Below are 20,516 nucleotides of genomic sequence, written 5' to 3'. Positions count from 1 at the left end.
ATATTGATTTACACAACCTGTGATATATCGAATTTTATTATTAAATTTATGTAATTGTAAATAATCCCATCCGTATGAAAAAAATATTAGTTCCCACAGACTTTTCACAAGAAGCCGAAAACGCCTTAAAGGTAGCGGCTCAATTAGCAAAAAAATATGGCAGTGAAATTTATCTCTTGCATATGTTGGAAATTCCAATGCAAGAAGTTGATGCTGTTAGCGCGCATGTTGAAGTACCAGAAGTTATGTTCTTTATGAAAATGGCTCAAAAAAAATTCAAGGACATTATGGAGAGTGATTATTTAAAAGATATTCAAGTGCGAGAGATTGTAAAACCTGAAGCTTCTTTCAATAGTGTTGTTGAAATCTGTCATGAAAACAACGCAGAAATGATTGTCATGGGATCTCATGGCGCAAGTGGTTTCAAAGAAATGTTTGTCGGTTCCAATGCTGAGAAGGTCGTGCGAACCTCAGATGTTCCTGTGCTTGTCATTAAGAATGAGCATCAGGATTTTAGTATTGACGATTTTGTGTTTGCTTCCGATTTTAAAAATGATAATAAAGAAACCTATCGTCAAGCTACTGAATTAGCAACCACTTTTGGTGCCAAAATTCATCTGCTCATGGTTAACACTGCAGGAAACTTTACAACGACACGAAAAGCAAAAGAACGCATTAACAAGTTCATTGAAGACTATAGTTTTAAAAACTATACGGTAAATATTTATAATGATGAAAGTGTCGAGAAAGGCGTTTTGAATTTCTCAAGTGACATTGACGCAGACCTTATTGGCATTAGTACTCATGGCAGACAAGGCATTGCTCATTTTTTCAATGGCAGTATAAGTGAAGATTTAGTGAATCACGCCAAACGACCAGTGATAACATTCAAAATTTAAAATGACTTAAGTGAATAAAAAAGTCTTCCGAAATGGAAGACTTTTTTGTTGGCCTACTAGGGCTCGAACCTAGACTCTTCTGGACCAAAACCAGACGTGTTGCCAGTTACACCATAGGCCAATCTTTGATTGAGGGTGCAAATTTAGTACAAAGTTTTATTTGCACAAATAATTTTTCCTAAAATAATCAAAAAAACATAACGTTTACTTAAAAACTTTAGGGTTTCATATTTTTATCACTAAATTCGCTCGCAATATAATAGACCTTGGATATGTCCGCATTCAACTTCAAGAAATGGAACCTCATTTTAGGATGGTTCACCTTTATCATAGCACTCATAACTTATGCTTTAACCATTGAACCAACCGTTAGTTTCTGGGATGCTGGAGAGTATATTCTTACCTCATCAAAGCTACAAGTAGGCCATCCGCCTGGAGCGCCTTTATTTCAAATGTTAGGGGCTTTCTTCTCTCTATTTGCGCTAGAACCTTCACAGGTTGGTATGATGCTCAATATGATGAGCGCTGTTGCCAGTGCGTTTACCATTCTATTTATGTTTTGGACCATATCGCTCCTATTGAAACGATTGATTGCAAAAAGTGAAGACATTTCGAAACAGACTTTTATTGCGATTCTTGGAAGTGCATTTGTAGGAAGTTTAGCCTTTACATTTACAGATTCATTTTGGTTTAATGCTGTAGAAACTGAGGTTTATGCAATGGCAACCTTGATTATGTCCATTCTTTTTTACTTAGGATTGCGGTGGGAACAAGACATGGATAAACCAAGAGGACATAAATGGCTTATCTTAATTGCATTTGTGATTGGACTTTCCTTCGGAGTTCATTTTATGGGACTCCTAACCATTCCTGCTCTCGGACTTATTTACTTCTTTAAAAACTATAAAGAGGTAACCATTAAAAACTTCATAATTGCTAATGCTATTGCTATTGCTATATTATTATTCATTTTTAAGTTGTTACTGCCAAATGCCTTAAAGCTCTTCAGTATTTCTGAAATTTTCTTTGTGAATACAGTTGGCCTACCATTTAATTCGGGCTCTATTATTGCTGGACTTGTATTGATTGCTGCATTTTATTTCGGATTAAAGGAGACCAGAAAAAAGGGGTATAAATATGCCAACACACTCATACTCTGTTTGATTTTTATTTTCATCGGATTTTCTTCGTGGCTTATGCTTCCTATAAGAGCTAATGCCAACGTCATCATCAATGAAAACAACCCATCAAGTGCTCGAGAACTATTGGCTTATTACAATTTAGAGCAATACCCAGAAACCCATTTGTTTTATGGCCCTTTGTTTACCGAGCAGTACACTGGCTTAGATGAGAACAACCCTTACGTTGATGACAAGCCTAAATATGAAAAGGATTATGAAAAAGGAGAATATGTTATTGTAAACGAGTATAAAAACGCCAAACAAAACTACAACTCCGAACATGCTGCAGTCTTGCCTAGAATGTGGAGTACAGAACATGCTGAAAACTATATGATGTTTACAGGGTTATTGGATTTTAAAATCAAACCCGATCTTGGCATTACACTTTACAACGAAGCTATAGCTCAAGGCTATACTAATGATGAGGCTAGTCAGTATTCAAATTTTACACTCAGAAATATCAATGAGCAGGTCAACGCCTTCCGAAAGGATGTTATGCAAGGACAAATTGATTATGAAGACTACCATATGTTCCTAAAACAATTTGGACAACAATATCTTGAAATCGAAAAACCTTCCTTAGCCGATAATATCTTTTACATGTTGGAATACCAATTAGGTTACATGTATTGGCGTTATTTTATGTGGAATTTTTCTGGACGCCAAGATGATATCCAAGGAAAATACACCGATTTGCATGGAAACTGGATAAGTGGCATCAAATTTATTGATGAGATGCACTTGGGAATGTCTCAAGATAAATTACCAAGTGACGTTGAAAACAATAAAGCTAGAAACACGTATTATATGCTACCATTGATTTTAGGGCTCATCGGGTTTTTATATCTTATGTCAAAAGACCCTAAACGTTTTTGGGTGATGTTGGTGTTTTTCTTGTTCACGGGATTAGCTATCCAATTCTACACAAACGTAAGACCTTTTGAACCTAGAGAGCGTGATTATTCGGTTGTAGGCTCATTTTATGTGTTTGCCATTTGGATTGGTTTTGGTGTTTATGGTATTTATGATTTCCTAAGAACCAAAGTTAAGTCAAATCTTCTCGGCCCAGCTGTATCTTTGGTGTGTTTGGTGCTTGTACCAGGTATTCTAGCAGCAAACAATTGGGATGATCATGACCGTTCAGATCGTTACACAGCTAATGCCATGGCTAGGAAATATTTAGAGTCTTGTGCTCCAAATGCCATTTTGTTTACGATAGGTGACAATGATAGTTTCCCTTTGTGGTACTTGCAAGAAATTGAAGGTGTGCGCACAGATGTTCGAGTGGTCAATACCAGCCTTTTTCAAACCGATTGGTATATTGACCAAATGAAGCGAAAAGCTTATGAAAGTGATCCAATCCCATCTCAACTAACACATGATCAGTACAAATATGGGACTCGAGATTACATCATGAGAAGGGAGATTACTAAGGATACGCTTATGATTAAAGATTTCATGAATTTCATTAGTAATGATGATCCCAAATATAAACTTAAGTATTTGGTTCAGCGTGAAAATGAAGATCCATCTGGTTATCCAAGTCAGCTCTTAAATTCCAACTATTTCCCAACACGTTATGTAAGAATTCCAGTGGACAAAAATTCAGTGCTGGAGAATGGTATTGTAAAAGAAAAAGATGCAGATCTTATACTTCCATATCTAGACATTGAAATAAAAGGAAGTGCCTTATATAAAAACCGATTGATGATGTTAGACATTGTTGCCAATAACAATTGGGAACGTCCTATTTATTTTACAGGTGGCGCCTTTAGTGATGAAGATTATATTTGGATGAAAGACTATCTCCAACTCGATGGTCTTTGCTATAAATTGGTTCCAATCAAAACACCTATAGATAGAGCCAATCCATTTGATATGGGCAGAATAGATTCTGATCTTATGTACGATAAAGTTATGTCTTGGGATTGGGGAAATAGTGGTAATGAAAATGTCTATCACGATGTAGAAACACGTAAAAATGGTATTACTTATAGAGGAAATTTAGCGCGTTTGATGGAAACGCTCATCAACGAAGACCAATATGACAAAGCTGAAAACGTAGCCGATTTAGCTATGGAAAAAATGCCAGTGGATGTATTTGGTTACTATACACTCCTAGAACCGTTTATTGGTGGCTACTATGAAATTGAGAAAACTGACAAAGCACGAAAAGTGTATTTTGATGTGGTGAAAAAGTACCAAGAAAATCTTACCTATTATAGCAATCTATCTATTGAAAACCAAACACGCTATTTAGACGAAATAGTAACCGATATTGAACGCTATAGAAGCTTAGTGGATTTACTGGTCATTTATAATGATAAGGATTTAGCATTAGAGGAAACTGAAAAGTTCAATAATTACCTCAGACTCTTCAACCACTTTACAGATGATGATGAAGATGCTTATGAAGATGACCTTATTAGGGAAGATGCTGATATTGCAAAAGATACCATTGATAGCATTCTAAAACTTGAGGATTGATTTATTTTGAACTTAGTACCAGTAAAAACAGGTTTGCTCACCAAAAAATTGTTTCCAAATTATGTTTGGGATGTACAAACCAGTGCTAAGGAACTCTTTCTAACCTTCGATGATGGTCCAACACCTGAAATCACAAACTGGACCTTAGAAACCTTGTCAAAATATAATGCTAAGGCTACATTCTTTTGTATTGGAAATAACATTCAAAAACACCCAGATATTTTCAATAAGATACTTGCTGAAGGGCATTCTATAGGAAACCATACCCAAAACCATATCAAGGGATGGAAAACGAAAACTAAGGCCTATATTGATGAGGTTATAGAAGCTCAAAATGTGATAGCCTCTGAGCCCAACTTATTCAGGCCACCTTATGGACAATTAAAACCAGAACAAGGCAAGGAACTTATAAAACTAGGTTATCAAGTCATTATGTGGGATGTACTGTCCTTTGATTGGCAAAAAGAACTTAGTGAAGAAACCTGCTTAAATAATGTGATTTCCAAAAGTAACCCTGGAAGCATTATTGTATTCCATGATAGTATTAAGGCATCAAAAAACATGATGTATGCGCTTCCGAAAGTATTGGAGCATTTTAGCGAAAAAGGCTTTGAATTTAAAACTTTAGGTTAGATATACTCTTGAACGATCCCAATAAGAGTATTGGCATCCTGTTCTCCACTGTGACGCCATTTCATTTCTCCATTTTTGTAGATAATAAGAGTCGGTAAGCCTTTCACTCGAAGTGCTTCAGCCAATTCCTTATTTTTATCGACGTCAATTTTAATGACTTTGGCCTTGTCTCCAAGAGCAGCAGCAACGTCTCGCATTACTGGATGCATCGCTATAGATTGTTCATTCCATTCCGTAAAGAAATCTAACAGTACAGGAATGTCGACATCTATAAGTTCCCCAAATTTTGACATACGTTTAAATATTAAATTAAACCTGTTATTACAAACCTAAGCAAATTTTGCATAGACTCTTAAAACACATTGTTTTAAATTTACTCTGTCTTACTCATAAAAATAAGCAATTTTCAGTAAATATAACACTTTCAGTAAATTATGTGTCTATTTCACCCTTTTTCAAAGTAATCACTGTCACTTCAGGCCAAATCCCAACACGTCCAGGAAACGCATGGTAACCAAATCCTCTATTCACATTGATAAACCTTCCAAACTCATTATATAATCCAGCCCACTGTTTGTAAACATATTTTGACGGGCTCCATTTAATAAACCCTGGAATTTCAATCCCCATTTGCAAACCATGTGTATGACCGCTTAAGGTAAGGTGGTAATGAAAATCGTCTTTCTTCACTTCATATTCCCAGTGGGAAGGATCGTGAGACAATAATATTTTAAAGTCATCATCTTTAACTCCAGCTGAAGCTTTCTTTAAATCGCCTGATTGGTTAAAACCCTTTCCCCAATTTTCAACACCAATTATCGCTAGTTTTTGACCATCCTTTTCTATAAAACGGTTCTCATTCATTAAAAGATCGAACCCAATTTTAGGATGCAGCTCTTGGATCTTTCTAAAGTTGGCAATTTTTTGCTCTTCAGTATCCCAGTTGACATAATCCCCATAATCATGATTCCCTAAAACCGAAAACTTCCCTAGTGGCGCATGCAAGGTTTTAAACATGTCTATCCAATCATCCATTTCATCAGCTACATTATTTACAATATCTCCTGTGAATAGAATAAGATCGGATTGCTGTTCTTTAATTAAATCAATTCCGTACTGTATTTTATCCGGATTGGTAAAACTCCCAGAATGGATATCTGATATCTGGGTAATTTTGATGCCATCGAAGGCTTCTGGTAAATCTGGAAACGTCAGTTGGTATTGTAGCACTTTGTAATTATATCTACCTTGAATGATTCCATACAGAAATGAAGCAAAAGGTATGGCTGCCAATCCCAAAGCAATTTTTGAAATAAACTCACGCCTACCTGGTAATGGTGCTGTTTCGCCTGGAGAAACCCAACTAAAAAGTTTAAAGCTTAGTCTCCACAGGTCTTCAGCAAACATGCTGAAAATCAAAATGGCCTTAGGAATTAATATCGTGAGCATAAATCCAACCGCATATTGAAATTGAATGGTTTGACCAATACTTCTTGGTGTAGAAAAAATGACGTAAAGCAGATTTGCATACACTAAAAAAGAAACCAGTAACCATACAATCTTTACCCATCGACTTCTTGTAATTGTTTTAAGAGCTTGGAATGCATAAATTTCAGCAACAAGTATGATTATGGAAAGAATGATTAATCGAATTGCCCAACGAGACATAAAGTAATTTTATTCAAAGATAATCGAATTTAAAGCGCAATAAGGAGATAAGAAAGTATTTAACGATACCTTAAGATTTATTATCTTTTACCCATAATAAAATTCTATGCATCGTATTTTAATTGCTTCCGTAACTTCTCTATTGTTTTTTATTGGATGTAAGTCAGAGATAACAGTTGAAAAAGCTGAAAAAGACACTAATTTGATTACCTATGTCAATCCCTTCATTGGTACAGGTGGCCATGGTCACACTTATCCAGGAGCAACCTTACCTTTTGGTATGATGCAATTAAGTCCAGATACCAGATTGGATGGTTGGGATGGTTGTTCAGGCTACCACTATAGCGATAATTACATCTACGGATTTTCACATACACATTTAAGCGGAACAGGTGTTAGCGATTATGGAGATGTTTTACTGATGCCTACAAATGCTATTAACTTTAATAATGGAAGTAATGGTAAACCAGGCTATCGTGCATATTTTTCGCATGAAAATGAATATGCTGAGCCTGGCTATTACAAAGTGACATTAGATTCCATTAATATTGATGTGGAATTGACGGTTTCTAAAAGAAGTGGGATTCACAAATATTCTTATCCTTCATCAGAAAATCAGTTTGTCATTCTCGATCTTGAGCATCGCGATCAGCTGCTTGATTATAAAATTCAAATGCTTAATGATTCTACCTTAACAGGGTATAGACACTCGAAAGCTTGGGCCGAAGACCAACGTTTGTTTTACAATATTCAGTTTTCCAAACCTATAAAATCCATAACCTATCTTGAGGGTGATACACCTATTTCCAAAAACTATAAATTCTTGAGTAAAAAAGCAGCCATTGAATTCGACAATCCAAATAATGATCCTGTTTTTGTGAAAGTGGGCATCAGTGTCGTTGATGAAAAAGGTGCCCTAAACAACCTTACTTCAGAAATAGGAAACAAAAGTTTTAGCACAATCAAAAAAGAAGCTAATGACATTTGGGAATCCCAACTTGAAAAAATAGTGGTCAATTCAGATAATACAGATTACAAAACCAATTTTTATACAGCTTTGTACCACACCATGATTGCGCCCAATCTCTATCAAGATGTTGATGGTCGTTATCGAGGTATGGATTTAGAAACACATCAAACCTCTGATTTTGAATATTATACCGTGTTTTCACTTTGGGACACCTATCGTGCTGCCCATCCTTTATACACCATCATTGAACAAGATAAAACCAACGATTTCATACAAACTTTTTTAGCCAAATACGATGAAGGTGGCATTATGCCTATTTGGGATTTGAGTGCCAATTACACAGGTTGTATGATTGGCTACCACGCTATTCCTGTTATTGCTGATGCTTATCTCAAGGGCATTAAGGATTATGATGTCGAAAAAGCTTTTGATGCCATGACGCATTCGGCAACTCGTGATCATTTAGGGTTGAAATCGTACAAGGAATTTGGTTATATCCCTGTTGAGGAAGAAAGTGAATCGGTTTCCAAAACATTGGAATATGCCTACGACGATTGGACGATTACTCAAATGGCCAAGGCGCTCGGAAAAGACGATGCGTATAAAACCTATACGGAACGTGCCCAATACTATAAAAACATTCTAGATCCTGAAACCAAATTCATGCGTGGACGCTTTAAAAATACATGGTTTGCTCCTTTTGATCCCTATGAAGTGAATTTCAATTATACCGAAGCCAATGCTTGGCAATACAGCTTCTATGTGCCTCAGGATATTTCCGGGTTTATGACGCTTTGCGGTGGAAAAACAGCATTTGAAAATCTTTTGGACAATTTGTTTTCAGCAGAAAATGAAACCTCTGGCCGAAATCAAGCCGACATTACCGGACTTATTGGTCAGTATGCACATGGTAATGAACCGAGTCATCACATGGCCTACCTGTACAATTTTGTCAACAGACCTCATAAGACGATGGAACGTGTCCATCAAATTCTTACTGAACTTTACACCAATGAACCTGATGGCATTTCAGGCAATGAAGATTGTGGACAAATGAGCGCTTGGTATGTGTTTTCGTCCCTTGGATTTTATCCCGTAACACCAGGAAGCAATCAATATATTATCGGAACACCACTTTTTGACAGAGCGAGTATTAATCTCGAAAACGAAAACACCTTTACGATTGCAGCTCATGATTTAAGTAATACAAACATTTATATTGAATACGCTTATCTGAATGGTGAAAAATTAAATCGTACTTACCTTACCCATGAAGAAATCATGAAGGGAGGAACATTAGAGTTTTACATGAATGACAATCCAGCAGTTTGGGGAAGTCGCGAGGGCCAACAACCAAAGACAGAAATTACAGACCACCTCATCGTACCTGCCCCTTTTATTGCTAAAGGAGATGTGGCTTTTAAAGGTGAAACTGAAATCGTTTTAAAAAACATTGATGATGACGCTTCTATTTATTATAGCACAGACGGAAATGACTTTGCTGAATACAAATCACCATTTACAATTTCTGAGCCTACGGTATTAAACATCTATTCAGAAAAAGGCAATACAAAAAGTGCTGAAATTAATACACGATTCTACAAAATTGACCCAAATATTTCCATCAGTTTAGAAACTGAATATGCCAACCAATACAATGCTGGAGGTAACAATGCCTTAATCGATGGTGTTTTAGGCACTAAAGACTTCAGAACTGGAACTTGGCAAGGCTATTGGAATGAAGATCTTGTAGCTATTGTCGATTTAGGACGCGTGAAGCCTATAGATACGATTAGCATCAATTTTTTACAAGATCAACGCTCATGGATTTTCTATCCTACCGAAGTAGAATGCTATGTATCTGACAATCCGAATCGATTTTACAAAAATTTACCACCTCAAAAAATTGATGCTACAAAACCTTCGGAAGAATCAGAAATCATAACACTGCAATTCTCAATGCAAGGTTATAGTGCGCGTTATGTAAAAATTGTAGCCAAAAAACTAGGTGAACTTCCAGAATGGCATTTAGGGCATGCCCATGACGGACGAAGCTGGTTGTTTGCAGATGAAATCACTATTAAATAAAAACCCATGAAACGTAGACATTTTTTAAAAAACACCTCCTTAATTGGCGTTGGTATCGGACTAGGAAGCTCTTTAGTAAATTGCGCTGAATCTCCTAAAGGGAAAAGTACATCAGCTGCAAGTACAGAAAATCAAACTAAGACCAAACTACCTTTTGTTATAGCCACTTGGAATGTTCCCAATGCCACGGCAAAAGCGATGGAAGTGCTTCAAGCTAATGGCAATGCCCTTGATGCTGTGGAGCAAGGTTGTATGATTGAAGAAGCCAATGCCGAAGGGCAATCGGTTGGTAAAGGTGGTTTGCCAGATCGTGATGGCAATGTGACTTTAGATGCTTGTATCATGGACAAACATGGAAATTGTGGTTCTGTGGTGTACCTGCAAAATATCACACATGCTGTTTCAGTAGCAAGAAAGGTTATGGAAGACACACCGCATGTCATGCTAGCAGGAAAAGGTGCAGAACAATTTGCCATTTCAAAAGGATTTAAGTCTGAAAACCTATTAACCGAAGCATCCAAAAAGGCTTGGGAAGAATGGAAAGTTAAAAGTGAATACAAACCGATTATCAATATTGAAAACCACGATACCATCGGTATGTTGGCAATCGATGAGAAAGGTGATATTTCAGGAGCTTGTACAACTAGTGGTCTGGCTTATAAAATGGGAGGACGCGTTGGTGATTCACCAATAATTGGGTCAGGATTGTTTGTAGATAATGAAGTTGGTGCTTGCGTCGCTACAGGTTTAGGAGAAGAAGTCGTGAAAACCGTAGGCAGTTTTTTAGTGGTTGAATTGATGCGTCAAGGCAAATCACCTCAAGAAGCCTGTGAAGAAGCTATTAGACGCATTGTGACAAAACCAAACAGTAACTATAAAGATTTTCAAGTTGGTTATATTGCTTTGAACAAAAAAGGTGACACAGGAAGTTATGCCATTCACAAAGGATTTACCATGACCAAATTCCAAGAGGATACCAACACCAATATGCAAGCTGAACATTACGTAAAAAGTTAATAGCTTAACGTTTATCGAAAAAATTTATTAGAAGCTATCAAAAAACTTAACTTTCAATTAAAGTTTATATCCCTACATTTAACTTTAATCTGATTCTATGTCAGCTATACGTGTTTTAATTGTTGAAGACGACCCTATCATCTCTGAAGATATTAGGGACATGCTTACCAATGTGGACTACCAAGTGGTTGGAACAGCATATGATAAAGAGGAAGCCTTGGAAGTGATTGATAGTAAAAAACCCGATTTGGTGTTGCTAGACATTAATCTTGAAGGTAATTTTGAAGGTTTTGAAATTGCGGAACACATTAACAAAACACGTAAAACACCTTTTCTATATCTCACCTCATATTCGGGAAAGGAAATTGTGGATAAGGCTAAAGACACGTTTCCTATGGGTTATATCGTAAAACCCTTCAATGAACGTGAACTTTTTTCAAGCATCGAAATTGCCCTCCATAATTTTTCAAAATTCATCGTTCCTTTAGATTTAAATCGAGAAACCATAAACAATCTAATAGTCAATCCGTTGACCGAAAAGGAATTTGAAGTCTTGAAAGGTTTGTATCAAGGGAAAACCAATCAACAATTAGCGGAAGATCAATTCTTGAGCATCAATACTATAAAGACGCACATCAAGAATATTTACGAAAAATTGGATACGCATACACGTTCAGAAACGATGTCATACTTGAACGAATTGCTTCATTAAGATTTTTTAGGAACAATTACTTTAACCTGAGTGCCATCAATATTATGAGTTTCGATTTTGGCTTTCAGTTTTTGTGATAAGGAACGAATTAATCGTTGCCCGAAAGATTCATTGTCTCCCTTATTGATCACCTCATCAGCGATTCCGATGCCATTGTCTTTAACAATCAACGTGTAATCTTTATCGGTTTCAGTCATCTCCAAAGTAATTTCGGGCTGCTCTACTTTATCCTTCGGAAAGGCGTGTTTTAAAGAGTTTGTAACCAATTCATTCACGATCAAACCAATAGGAATTACTGCTTCAACATCCATTATGATGCCTTCAGCTTTAATATTAGCTATAACTTCAGTATCCGATTTGTTATAAGAACTGAAGATGCTTTTTACCAAACCTTTGAAATACTCTTGGATATTGACCATATTTAAATCTTCACCAGCATAAAGGTTTTTGTGAAGAATAGCCATAGATTGCACACGGTTTCTACCGTTTTGAAGTACCTCCATTGCTTTGGGATCTTCAACATATTTAGACTGTAGATTCAGCAAGCTTGAAATCATTTGAAGATTGTTCTTAACACGATGGTGTGTTTCATGAAGTAGCAACTCACGATCACTTAAGGCTTTGGAAATAGTATTGTTCTTACTCTTAATTTTTTTATTCATTTTCAACAACGCCAATGCGGCAATTGCCAAAAGTCCGAGACCAATTAAGGATATGATCATGATGGATCTAGAACGTGATAATTTGGTTTCAGAGATTTCTTTTTCTTTGTTCAACAATACGATTTCGGCATCTTTTTTTTGCTTTTCATATTGGGCATCCTTTTCAGCAATGATTTCCAAAGATTCTTCTGAATAGATCGAATCACTGAGTTTCGAAAATGCTTTATAATTTTCTAGAGCACGCTTATGATTGCCTTGTTTTTCATAAGCTTCAGACAATAATTGATAAGCCGCCTGTTGTTGGTACAAGGATTCGTGTTCATCGTATGTGAATACATCTTTTAAATGTGAAATAGCTTCAGGATAACGCTTCATCTTAATAAGCACTTCTCCCATATTGAGCTTAGATTCGCATAAATTGTAAGTGCTACTTAAATTCTCTCTAATCTGAAGGGCTTTCAAATGTTCTTGATAGGCTTCTTCCAAACGCCCTTGTGCTTGACGTAACAATCCGAGAAAATCATGGTGAAAGCCCATCTCCCGTAAGGTTGGAAAGACTTTATTGAGCGCTTTTTGCTTCATTAAGTGCATTTCGGCTTTGTCATATTCGCCAAGTTCAATATATAACAATCCAAGATTTGCATTCACACTGGACAAACCTGAGCTGTCCTGTAATTTTTCAAACTCTTCCAAAGCAAGGAGGTATTGCTCCTTACCTTTTTCGAGCTGATCAATATTGAGATAAAAACTAGCTAAGGTTTTATTAATTTTAGCTTTTTGCTCTGCAGTACCCAGCTTATCATAAATACTAGCCACCTCAATCAAGTAATTTTGTGACAGCACATTGTTACCTAGAAACATATTAATGGTTCCAATAAAATGTCCGCTTTTGGCCATATCAAGGGAGTCCTTTTTTCGTTTGGAATAATCGTAAATGGTTTGGTAATATTCAAGTGCTGTTTTGTAATCGCCTTGCCAACGATGACTAGCTGCAAAAATGTAATTGGTTCGCCTTAATTCACTACTGTCTTTTACATTTATAAAATTATTCAACAAATTATTAGCAATGGTTTCAGCATATTCTGGATCGCGTTGAACTAAATGTTCACCCAATAGAAACATGGCTTCCTTAATTGAAGTTTTAGGAGCGTTCTTATCTATAACACTTTGCAAACTATCTTGATAGGCATCAGGCTTAGCATCTTGTGCAAAGGAGATTCCGAAGCTGAAAAAAGCAATACTAAAGCAGTACGTTAAAAAATATCGCATTGATTTTTTTAAGTTGTTGAAACAAAAGTACAAAACCAAGTCAACCAAAAATCACCCAAAAGGATGAAATGTATCTTCTAGCAATATAGGAATTTTACACATAGCTATTAATACATCTTGTCTTATGAAAACAAAACTACTTTTATTAGGTTTATGTTGTTTAGGGGTTTTTACAACCTTACATGCCCAAGTTGGTGTTGGCACGACCAATCCACAATCGACTTTAGATATTGAAGCTAGTAATGTCACTAGCCCAACAAATTCAGATGGAATTCTTATCCCAAGGGTTAGTAATTTTCCAGCCTCAAACCCTACAGCTGCCCAAGATGGTATGCTTGTGTTTTATACTGGAACAGCAAGTTCTGGCAAGGGTTTTTACTATTGGGATCAATCAACATCCAGTTGGATATTTCTTACTGGTGCCAAAAAAATAAATGATTTATTGGATGGAAAATCTGATGATGATGGCTCCCAAGATGGATCTTCATTATACATTGGAGTTTTAGCAGGTGATGATGATGATGGAACCGATAATAGAAATGTAGGTATAGGATATTTAAGTCTTGCAGAAGGTGCCAATAGAACCAATAATACAGCCGTTGGATATTCCTCTTTAGCCACCAATGAACAAGGAAATAATAATACAGCTATCGGTTACAATACAATGTTATCAAACTATTTTGGTGATAATAATACTGCTATTGGATATGAAAGCTTATTCCTTAATCACAATGGAGAGAATAATGTTGCATTAGGGTATCAAGCGGGTTACGACAATCTATCTGGTAACAACAATACATATTTAGGCTATGGCACAGGTAACAACGGGAGTAACGGTGTCTTTGTGGGCTATCAAGCAGGTAGTACCGCAAGTGGAAATAACAAACTCTATATTGAAAACACCAATGCCAATGCTTCAAACGCCTTAATTTATGGTGAATTTGGGAGTGATAACACCACAACCGGAAACCTTTTAAGAACTAACAGTGAATTTCAAATTGGGAATCCAACAGGAACTGGATATGCATTCCCAACGGTTGATGGAACAATTAATCAAGTTTTAGCAACTGATGGTGCCGGACAACTCAGTTTTCTAGATGCCAGCAGTCTTGGTGGCAACACTTTAGATCAAGCTTACGACCAAGGTGGTGCTGGTGCTGGACGAACTATTACCGCTGATAATGGAGCTGTTGATATTCAGAATACTGGAGGCTTACGCGTTGAAGGCAATATAGTAGCCGGTGAGAGTATTATACATGATGGTGACAATGATACATTTCTAAATTTTACAACTGATAGAATTGAAATGGATGCTGGAAATTGGAACTATATTGATATACAACATGCCAATCAAGAAATTGCGATTAACGAAGATGGAAGAACTATTGATTTTAGAGTTGAAAGTGATACCAACCAAAATATACTTTTTGTTGATGGAACGAACAGTAGAATAGGCATTGGAACAAATACACCTGGAAATCCACTCCATATTGGTTTACAAACCACTTTTGACACCAATATCGGGAATACTGGCCAAGACGGAATTTTTATAAGAGGCAGCAATACTACTGGCCTTGATGAGGTTGGTGGTTCTATATCCTTTGGTGGTGCGCATCCAGCTAGAGATACCACTAGACGTACAGCTATCGCCTCTATGCAAACTGGAATTGATGAGGACAATGTTGGACTTGCCTTTTACATACATCAAGGCCCTGTCAATACTGAGCCCATGCAAGAAGCGATGCGAATTACACATCAAAAATACTTAGGCATCAATAATACCTCTCCTTCAGCCACTTTAGATGTCGTTGGAAGTATGCAATTTGTAGATGGTAATGAGGCCGCAGGTTATGTGTTGAGTTCTGATGCAGCAGGAAATGCCTCATGGACCAATCCTTCAACCATTTTTACAGATACAGACACCACTTACGACGGGACTGATTTTGCGTTAAGCAATCAAACTGTTCCTTTAGGACAATATGTTAGAGGTATTGATGCTTTTGGTAATCTTATTGCTGCAACTGACCAGGACAGCCAAACACTTAATCTTGTTGGTTCAACACTTAGCATCCTAAATGGTAATAGTGTTAACCTATCGTCATTGACAGACAACGATTGGGTAACTGTTGGCGCTGATATTGAACGACAAAATGGCGATGTGTACATAGGTAATACTGCCAATACAAATAATAATCTCTACATCAGCAACAGAATTATTGACTGGGATAACAGCACCTACGTTTTAGATCCTGGAGGTGATAACAGAATGAATGAAATTGAACTGGACAATGGAACCATTGCTGACCCTAGTCTCTATTTTGAAGGAGATCCTGACTTTGGATTCAATTATGATAACCTCAATAATGAAATATTTCTTTCTGATAATGGTAGTGTGGCTTTAACCCTTAGAAAGGATGGAGGGATTGAACCTTCAAATGGAATTAAAATTGGAGGTAATGCAGGAACTTCAAATACAGCAGCAACTAGTATTTTCCTGGGTACTCAATCTGGTTTATCTAATACCTCAGGAGCTTCAAATATTGGCATAGGCTATTTTTCCTTACGTTCAACAACAACCAATGGTTCTAATATCGCTATTGGTACGAGCGCCTTGAGGGATTATGTTGGAAACGCAGTACCAGGTAATAATCTTGCCATAGGTCATAATACCATGGGCAGCTTAACCGGTGGAACACTTAACACAGCATTAGGTATTGGAGCAATGCAAAATATAAATTTTGACACAACCACAAATGTTGCAGTAGGAACTTATAGCTTAAGAAATCTTGGAAGTGGTTCAGGAAATATAGCTTTAGGATATAGTGCTGGTAATTTAGCTAGTGGATCTTACAATTTGTTTTTAGGGACATCTTCTGGATTTAATTCCAGTGGAAATCGTAATGTGTTTATAGGACATAATGCTGGTTATAATGCGCCGGCAGGAAACGATATGTTGTACATTGAAAATACAAATTCAAATACACCCTTAATTTATGGTGAATTCCTTAGCAATTTACTTAGAATCAATGGAGAACTACAAGTAGGTATTCCAACTGGAACAGGATATGCTTTCCCTACAACAGATGGCACAGCAAACCAACTTTTGGCTACAGATGGTAGCGGACAATTAAACTTTGTAAATGCTTCAACTATTTTTACAGATACGGATGACCAAACTATTGACACCTTCAGTTTTAATAGCTCTACAAACGTTTTAACCTTAGAAATTGAAAATGATGGTGTTGCTGCTCAAACTGTTGACTTGTCCTCTTTGACGGATAATGATTGGACCGAAGTAGGCGCTGATATTGAACGACAAAGTGGCGATGTGTATATAGGTGATACCTCCGGAACCGATAACGACCTTTACATTAGTAACAGTATCATTGATTGGGATGACAATTCCTATTTAATTGATCCTGGAAGTGAGAGTTTTGTCAATGAAATCAACTTTGATGCTGGTTCGAATACAGATCCAAGTATCACTTTTGATGCCGACACCAATACCGGTTTTTATCGTTCGGAAGCTGATGCCATTGGTTTTACTAGTAATGGAACAGCCAGAATGCAATTTACAACACGTGGTCAAATTGAATTTACCAATATCGGGAATTCCACTTTTATAGGATTTGAATCAGGTCAAAATGATGATTTCTCCAATAATCAAAATGTGGGTGTTGGAGATTATACCCTTACAGATAATACTTCTGGTCAAGCTAATGTTGCTCTTGGCTACTTGGCATTAAGAAACAATGAAACAGGAAATTCTAATGTTGGTGTTGGCTATGGTACCTTGTTTAATAATATCTCTGGAGATTTTAACGTGGCATTGGGTCGAAATGCGCTTGGAAGCAACAATGATGGTTCTCAAAATATAGGTATTGGTAATCAAGCCTTGTCAAATAACACCTCTGGTGATAATAATGTTGCTATTGGACATCAAGCCTTAATCAATTCAACAGCTGATAATAATATCGGAATTGGTCAAACTGCAGGTAACGCTATTACATCAGGAACTCGAAACATTGCTATTGGTTACCGAGCCCAAGCAGCGCATTCAACAGGTAATGATAATATTGTGTTAGGAGATAGAGCTATGGACTCCTCAACCAGCTCAAGTAGCAATATTGCCCTTGGAAGAAATGCCTTAACGAACATGACCGAAGGAGATAACAATATAGCTATCGGTCAAATGGCACTAGGCATGAATGTTGGTGCAAGTCCAAATGCGGCAAATAACAATATCGCTATTGGCCATCAAGCTGGTCAATACGCTGAAGGTGATAATAATATTTATATTGGTTATCAAGCCGGAAGAAATGATGGTGTAGCAAGTAATCACTTGTATATCGAAAACTCTAGTGCCGATTCTAACAACGCACTTATTTATGGTGAATTCGATAATGACATCCTAAGGTTTAATGGCGATGTCGGTATTGGAAGAACGCCTTCAACAAATGCGCTTGAAGTTGAGGGTGAAGCCTCAAAAGCTACGGCTGGTGCTTTTATTGCCAATAGTGATCGACGTCTCAAATCCAATATCGAAACCATTTCAACTAAAACCGCTTTACAAAAATTATTGAGCCTAAGAGGTGTGAGTTATGAATGGAATGACAACCAAACCGAAACCAAGCGTCCTGAAGGGATTCAATATGGTTTTATTGCTCAAGAGTTGATGGAAGTGTTTCCTGAAAAAGTAACCAAAGACAATCTAGGGTTTTACCAAACGGCTTATGGTGATTACGATGCCTTTTTTGTGCAAGCCATAAAAGAACTGAACAACAAAGTGGAAACCCTTGAGGCCAAAAACGCGGAACTTCAGGAAAAACTTAATAAGCTGGAAGCTCTTGAAGCTAGAATTTTAGCACTGGAAGGCAATTAAACAATCTAATTGATACAATGCGAAAATTAACAAAAGTAAAGTGTTTATTTACAATACCCAGACAATTAACGTATTAATAGCCTTTAGTTAAATAGTTTTCGGGTAGAAAAGCGTCGCTGTGGGAGCGACGCTTTTTATATTAAAACCATTTCATGGTTAATTCGGCCAATTTATGTTTAAAGTTTGTGTAGGGTGGAAACAATAAGTACAATGGCGTAAATGTATGACGTTTTAAAACCGATCGTGCATTGGTAAATTCCTGAAACCCAAAAAATCCGTGGGACTTTCCTATACCACTGTTATTGGAACCTCCAAATGGCAAATTGTGATTGGAGTATTGTATAGCGTTGCTATTAATACAGGTGCTTCCTGCTCTGGTATTGTCAATAATGTGCTTTGTTATTTTTTTAGACTTGGCATAAATATATAAGGCCAGAGGCTTTTCCTTGGAATTGATATACGCTATGGCCTCATCAATAGTTGAATAAGTTTTTATCGGAAGAATAGGTCCGAAAATTTCATCATTAAGCAATGTCGTGTCTTCAGATAGATTAGATACAACCGTTGGTGCAATATAATTGGTATCACTTTCGGAATGCCCTCCAAAGTGTATTGTAGCTTGCTTCTGTTCTGCATCTTCAATGGCTTTGGTCAAACGGTCAAAGTGTTTTTCATTGACAATTCTGCTATAGGATTCTGAATGTTCAGGGCTTTCAGAATAATATTCGGTTATTTTAGATTTCAATCCGTCAATAAAAGCTGCTTTCAAATTATCTTGAATCAATACATAATCTGGTGCAATACAGGTTTGTCCGTTATTAATGAATTTTCCCCAGGCAATATTCTTAATAGCTGATTCTAAATGAGCCGAATCATGGATAATTGTTGGCGATTTTCCACCGAGCTCCAAGGTTACCGAAGTTAAATGCTTAGCTGCAGCTTGCATCACAATTTTGCCAACAGTAGGCGAACCTGTAAAAAAGATATGGTTGAATGGTAGCTTCAACAATTCCTTGGCAACCTCAACATCACCTTCAAGCAAAGCAATTTCCTCTTCAGGAAACAAAGCCTTGACAATTTTAGACATAACACCTGATGTATGAGGCGTCATTTCCGAAGGTTTAATAATTACAGTGTTTCCTCCAGCTATGGCTGACACCAATGGTCCAAAGGTAAGGTTGACAGGATAGTTCCATGGAGATATTATTAGACACACACCTTTAGGTTCATGTATAATATATGACGAGGTTCCCAATAAGGTTAGAGGTGTATCAACATATTGTTTTTTTAACCAACCTTTTAAATTAGAAATGGTATGCTTAATTTCCTTAATGACCAAATAGATCTCTGTAAGGTCTGTTTCAATGGCTGGTTTCTTAAAATCCTTATGAAGGGCTTCCTGCAACTCTTTTCTATATGTCTTTTGAATAGCAACTTGTAGAGCTTTTAGCTTTTTAATACGTTCTTTATAGGTCGTATTTCCTATTCGAAATTGATGTGCTTTTTGCTTTTCAAATAGATTCAAATACCTGTTATCTGTATAATCTGTCATTTAATCTATAACGGTTTTATTGGGCTGCGAGCCGTTTTTGTGTATTTCATCGATGTTTTTTGTATTCACTTTCATCTTATCTAAAAAACATCCGATTGGTCTAATATATTCATTATCGCTTAGAATGTTATGTTTCTTTGACCTGAGTTTAAAACAAAACGCCTCAAACAATTATGAAAAAAGTTTTAACCATATTAGTCTTCGTTTTAGTACCTGTTCTTTCTTTTGCACAGGAAAACACTTCAGATATTAAAGGTAATGATAATACTGCTGAAACTGTTATTGAAAACAGTATTGAAGTTAAAGAAACTAAAAACACTACTAACAACGCTACTTCTGCGGTTAAGGCTCAGGTTATTAAACTTAATCGTAAAAAAAGTACTGAGATCATCAGCATTAAGGCTTATAGAAAGAGTTTACACATTAAGGTTAAAGAAGTTGTTGTGTGTTAATCAACAATTCAAATCATATAGAAAAATCCGAAACGTAATAGTTT

The 20,516-nt window shown here is 36.6% G+C and carries 12 protein-coding genes and 1 tRNA gene; 8 read left to right on the top strand and 5 right to left on the bottom strand.

Features of this window, described 5'->3' with window-relative positions; translation table 11 throughout:
* Nucleotides 1-74 precede the first annotated feature (74 nt).
* A complete protein-coding gene (locus tag AB9K26_RS13280; RefSeq protein WP_369973040.1) occupies nucleotides 75-899 on the top strand; it encodes a universal stress protein in 825 nt (274 codons plus the stop codon).
* A 48-nt stretch (nucleotides 900-947) separates the two neighbouring features.
* Here the strand turns inward: AB9K26_RS13280 and AB9K26_RS13275 are convergent.
* Nucleotides 948-1,020 (bottom strand) — tRNA-Gln (locus AB9K26_RS13275).
* Between the two features lie 151 nt (nucleotides 1,021-1,171).
* Here AB9K26_RS13275 and AB9K26_RS13270 point away from each other — a divergent pair.
* Both AB9K26_RS13270 and AB9K26_RS13265 read left to right on the top strand, forming a co-directional pair.
* The gene (locus tag AB9K26_RS13270; protein ID WP_369973039.1) at nucleotides 1,172-4,567 is read left to right on the top strand and encodes a DUF2723 domain-containing protein; all 3,396 of its coding nucleotides are present in this window, start codon (nucleotides 1,172-1,174) and stop codon (nucleotides 4,565-4,567) included.
* Between the two features lie 6 nt (nucleotides 4,568-4,573).
* Nucleotides 4,574-5,200 (top strand): polysaccharide deacetylase family protein, encoded by a 627-nt coding sequence (locus tag AB9K26_RS13265; RefSeq protein WP_369973038.1) that lies wholly within the window; start codon nucleotides 4,574-4,576, stop codon nucleotides 5,198-5,200.
* On the opposite strand, the gene AB9K26_RS13260 is transcribed toward AB9K26_RS13265, so the two are convergent.
* Nucleotides 5,197-5,493 carry a thioredoxin family protein gene (locus tag AB9K26_RS13260; protein WP_369973037.1) on the bottom strand — a complete coding sequence of 99 codons (297 nt, stop codon included), beginning with the start codon at nucleotides 5,491-5,493 and terminating at the stop codon, nucleotides 5,197-5,199. The two genes, AB9K26_RS13265 and AB9K26_RS13260, sit on opposite strands and share 4 nt — an antisense overlap.
* Nucleotides 5,494-5,632: 139 nt before the next feature.
* Complete coding sequence (locus tag AB9K26_RS13255) at nucleotides 5,633-6,868, bottom strand: metallophosphoesterase (protein ID WP_369973036.1); 1,236 nt, start codon at nucleotides 6,866-6,868, stop codon at nucleotides 5,633-5,635.
* Nucleotides 6,869-6,974: 106 nt separating this feature from the next.
* On the opposite strand from AB9K26_RS13255, the gene AB9K26_RS13250 reads away from it, so the two are divergent.
* The 3 genes from AB9K26_RS13250 (at nucleotide 6,975) to AB9K26_RS13240 (ending at nucleotide 11,655) form a co-directional block, all read left to right on the top strand.
* On the top strand, nucleotides 6,975-9,926 hold the full coding sequence (locus tag AB9K26_RS13250; RefSeq protein ID WP_369973035.1) for a GH92 family glycosyl hydrolase: 2,952 nt from the start codon (nucleotides 6,975-6,977) through the stop codon (nucleotides 9,924-9,926).
* A 6-nt stretch (nucleotides 9,927-9,932) separates the two neighbouring features.
* Nucleotides 9,933-10,943 (top strand): N(4)-(beta-N-acetylglucosaminyl)-L-asparaginase, encoded by a 1,011-nt coding sequence (locus AB9K26_RS13245; protein WP_369973034.1) that lies wholly within the window; start codon nucleotides 9,933-9,935, stop codon nucleotides 10,941-10,943.
* Nucleotides 10,944-11,040: 97 nt separating this feature from the next.
* Nucleotides 11,041-11,655 (top strand): response regulator transcription factor, encoded by a 615-nt coding sequence (locus AB9K26_RS13240; protein WP_369973033.1) that lies wholly within the window; start codon nucleotides 11,041-11,043, stop codon nucleotides 11,653-11,655.
* Here AB9K26_RS13240 and AB9K26_RS13235 read toward each other — a convergent pair.
* Nucleotides 11,652-13,586, bottom strand: coding sequence for a histidine kinase dimerization/phosphoacceptor domain -containing protein (locus AB9K26_RS13235; RefSeq protein ID WP_369973032.1), 1,935 nt, complete (start codon nucleotides 13,584-13,586; stop codon nucleotides 11,652-11,654). The genes AB9K26_RS13240 and AB9K26_RS13235 overlap by 4 nt on opposite strands.
* Nucleotides 13,587-13,710: 124 nt before the next feature.
* Between AB9K26_RS13235 and AB9K26_RS13230 the strand changes: the two genes are divergently transcribed.
* A complete protein-coding gene (locus AB9K26_RS13230; RefSeq protein WP_369973031.1) occupies nucleotides 13,711-18,468 on the top strand; it encodes a tail fiber domain-containing protein in 4,758 nt (1,585 codons plus the stop codon).
* A gap of 139 nt (nucleotides 18,469-18,607) precedes the next feature.
* Here the strand turns inward: AB9K26_RS13230 and AB9K26_RS13225 are convergent, their stop codons facing one another.
* Nucleotides 18,608-20,020, bottom strand: a complete 1,413-nt coding sequence (locus tag AB9K26_RS13225; RefSeq protein ID WP_369973030.1) for an aldehyde dehydrogenase family protein — start codon at nucleotides 20,018-20,020, stop codon at nucleotides 18,608-18,610.
* A gap of 173 nt (nucleotides 20,021-20,193) precedes the next feature.
* On the opposite strand from AB9K26_RS13225, the gene AB9K26_RS13220 reads away from it, so the two are divergent.
* On the top strand, nucleotides 20,194-20,472 hold the full coding sequence (locus tag AB9K26_RS13220) for a hypothetical protein (RefSeq protein ID WP_369973029.1): 279 nt from the start codon (nucleotides 20,194-20,196) through the stop codon (nucleotides 20,470-20,472).
* Nucleotides 20,473-20,516: the final 44 nt, after the last annotated feature.

It is taken from the genome of Psychroserpens sp. XS_ASV72 (assembly GCF_041224425.1).
Taxonomy (GTDB): Bacteria; Bacteroidota; Bacteroidia; order Flavobacteriales; family Flavobacteriaceae; genus Psychroserpens.
This window is presented reverse-complemented; position numbering and strand designations above follow the sequence as displayed.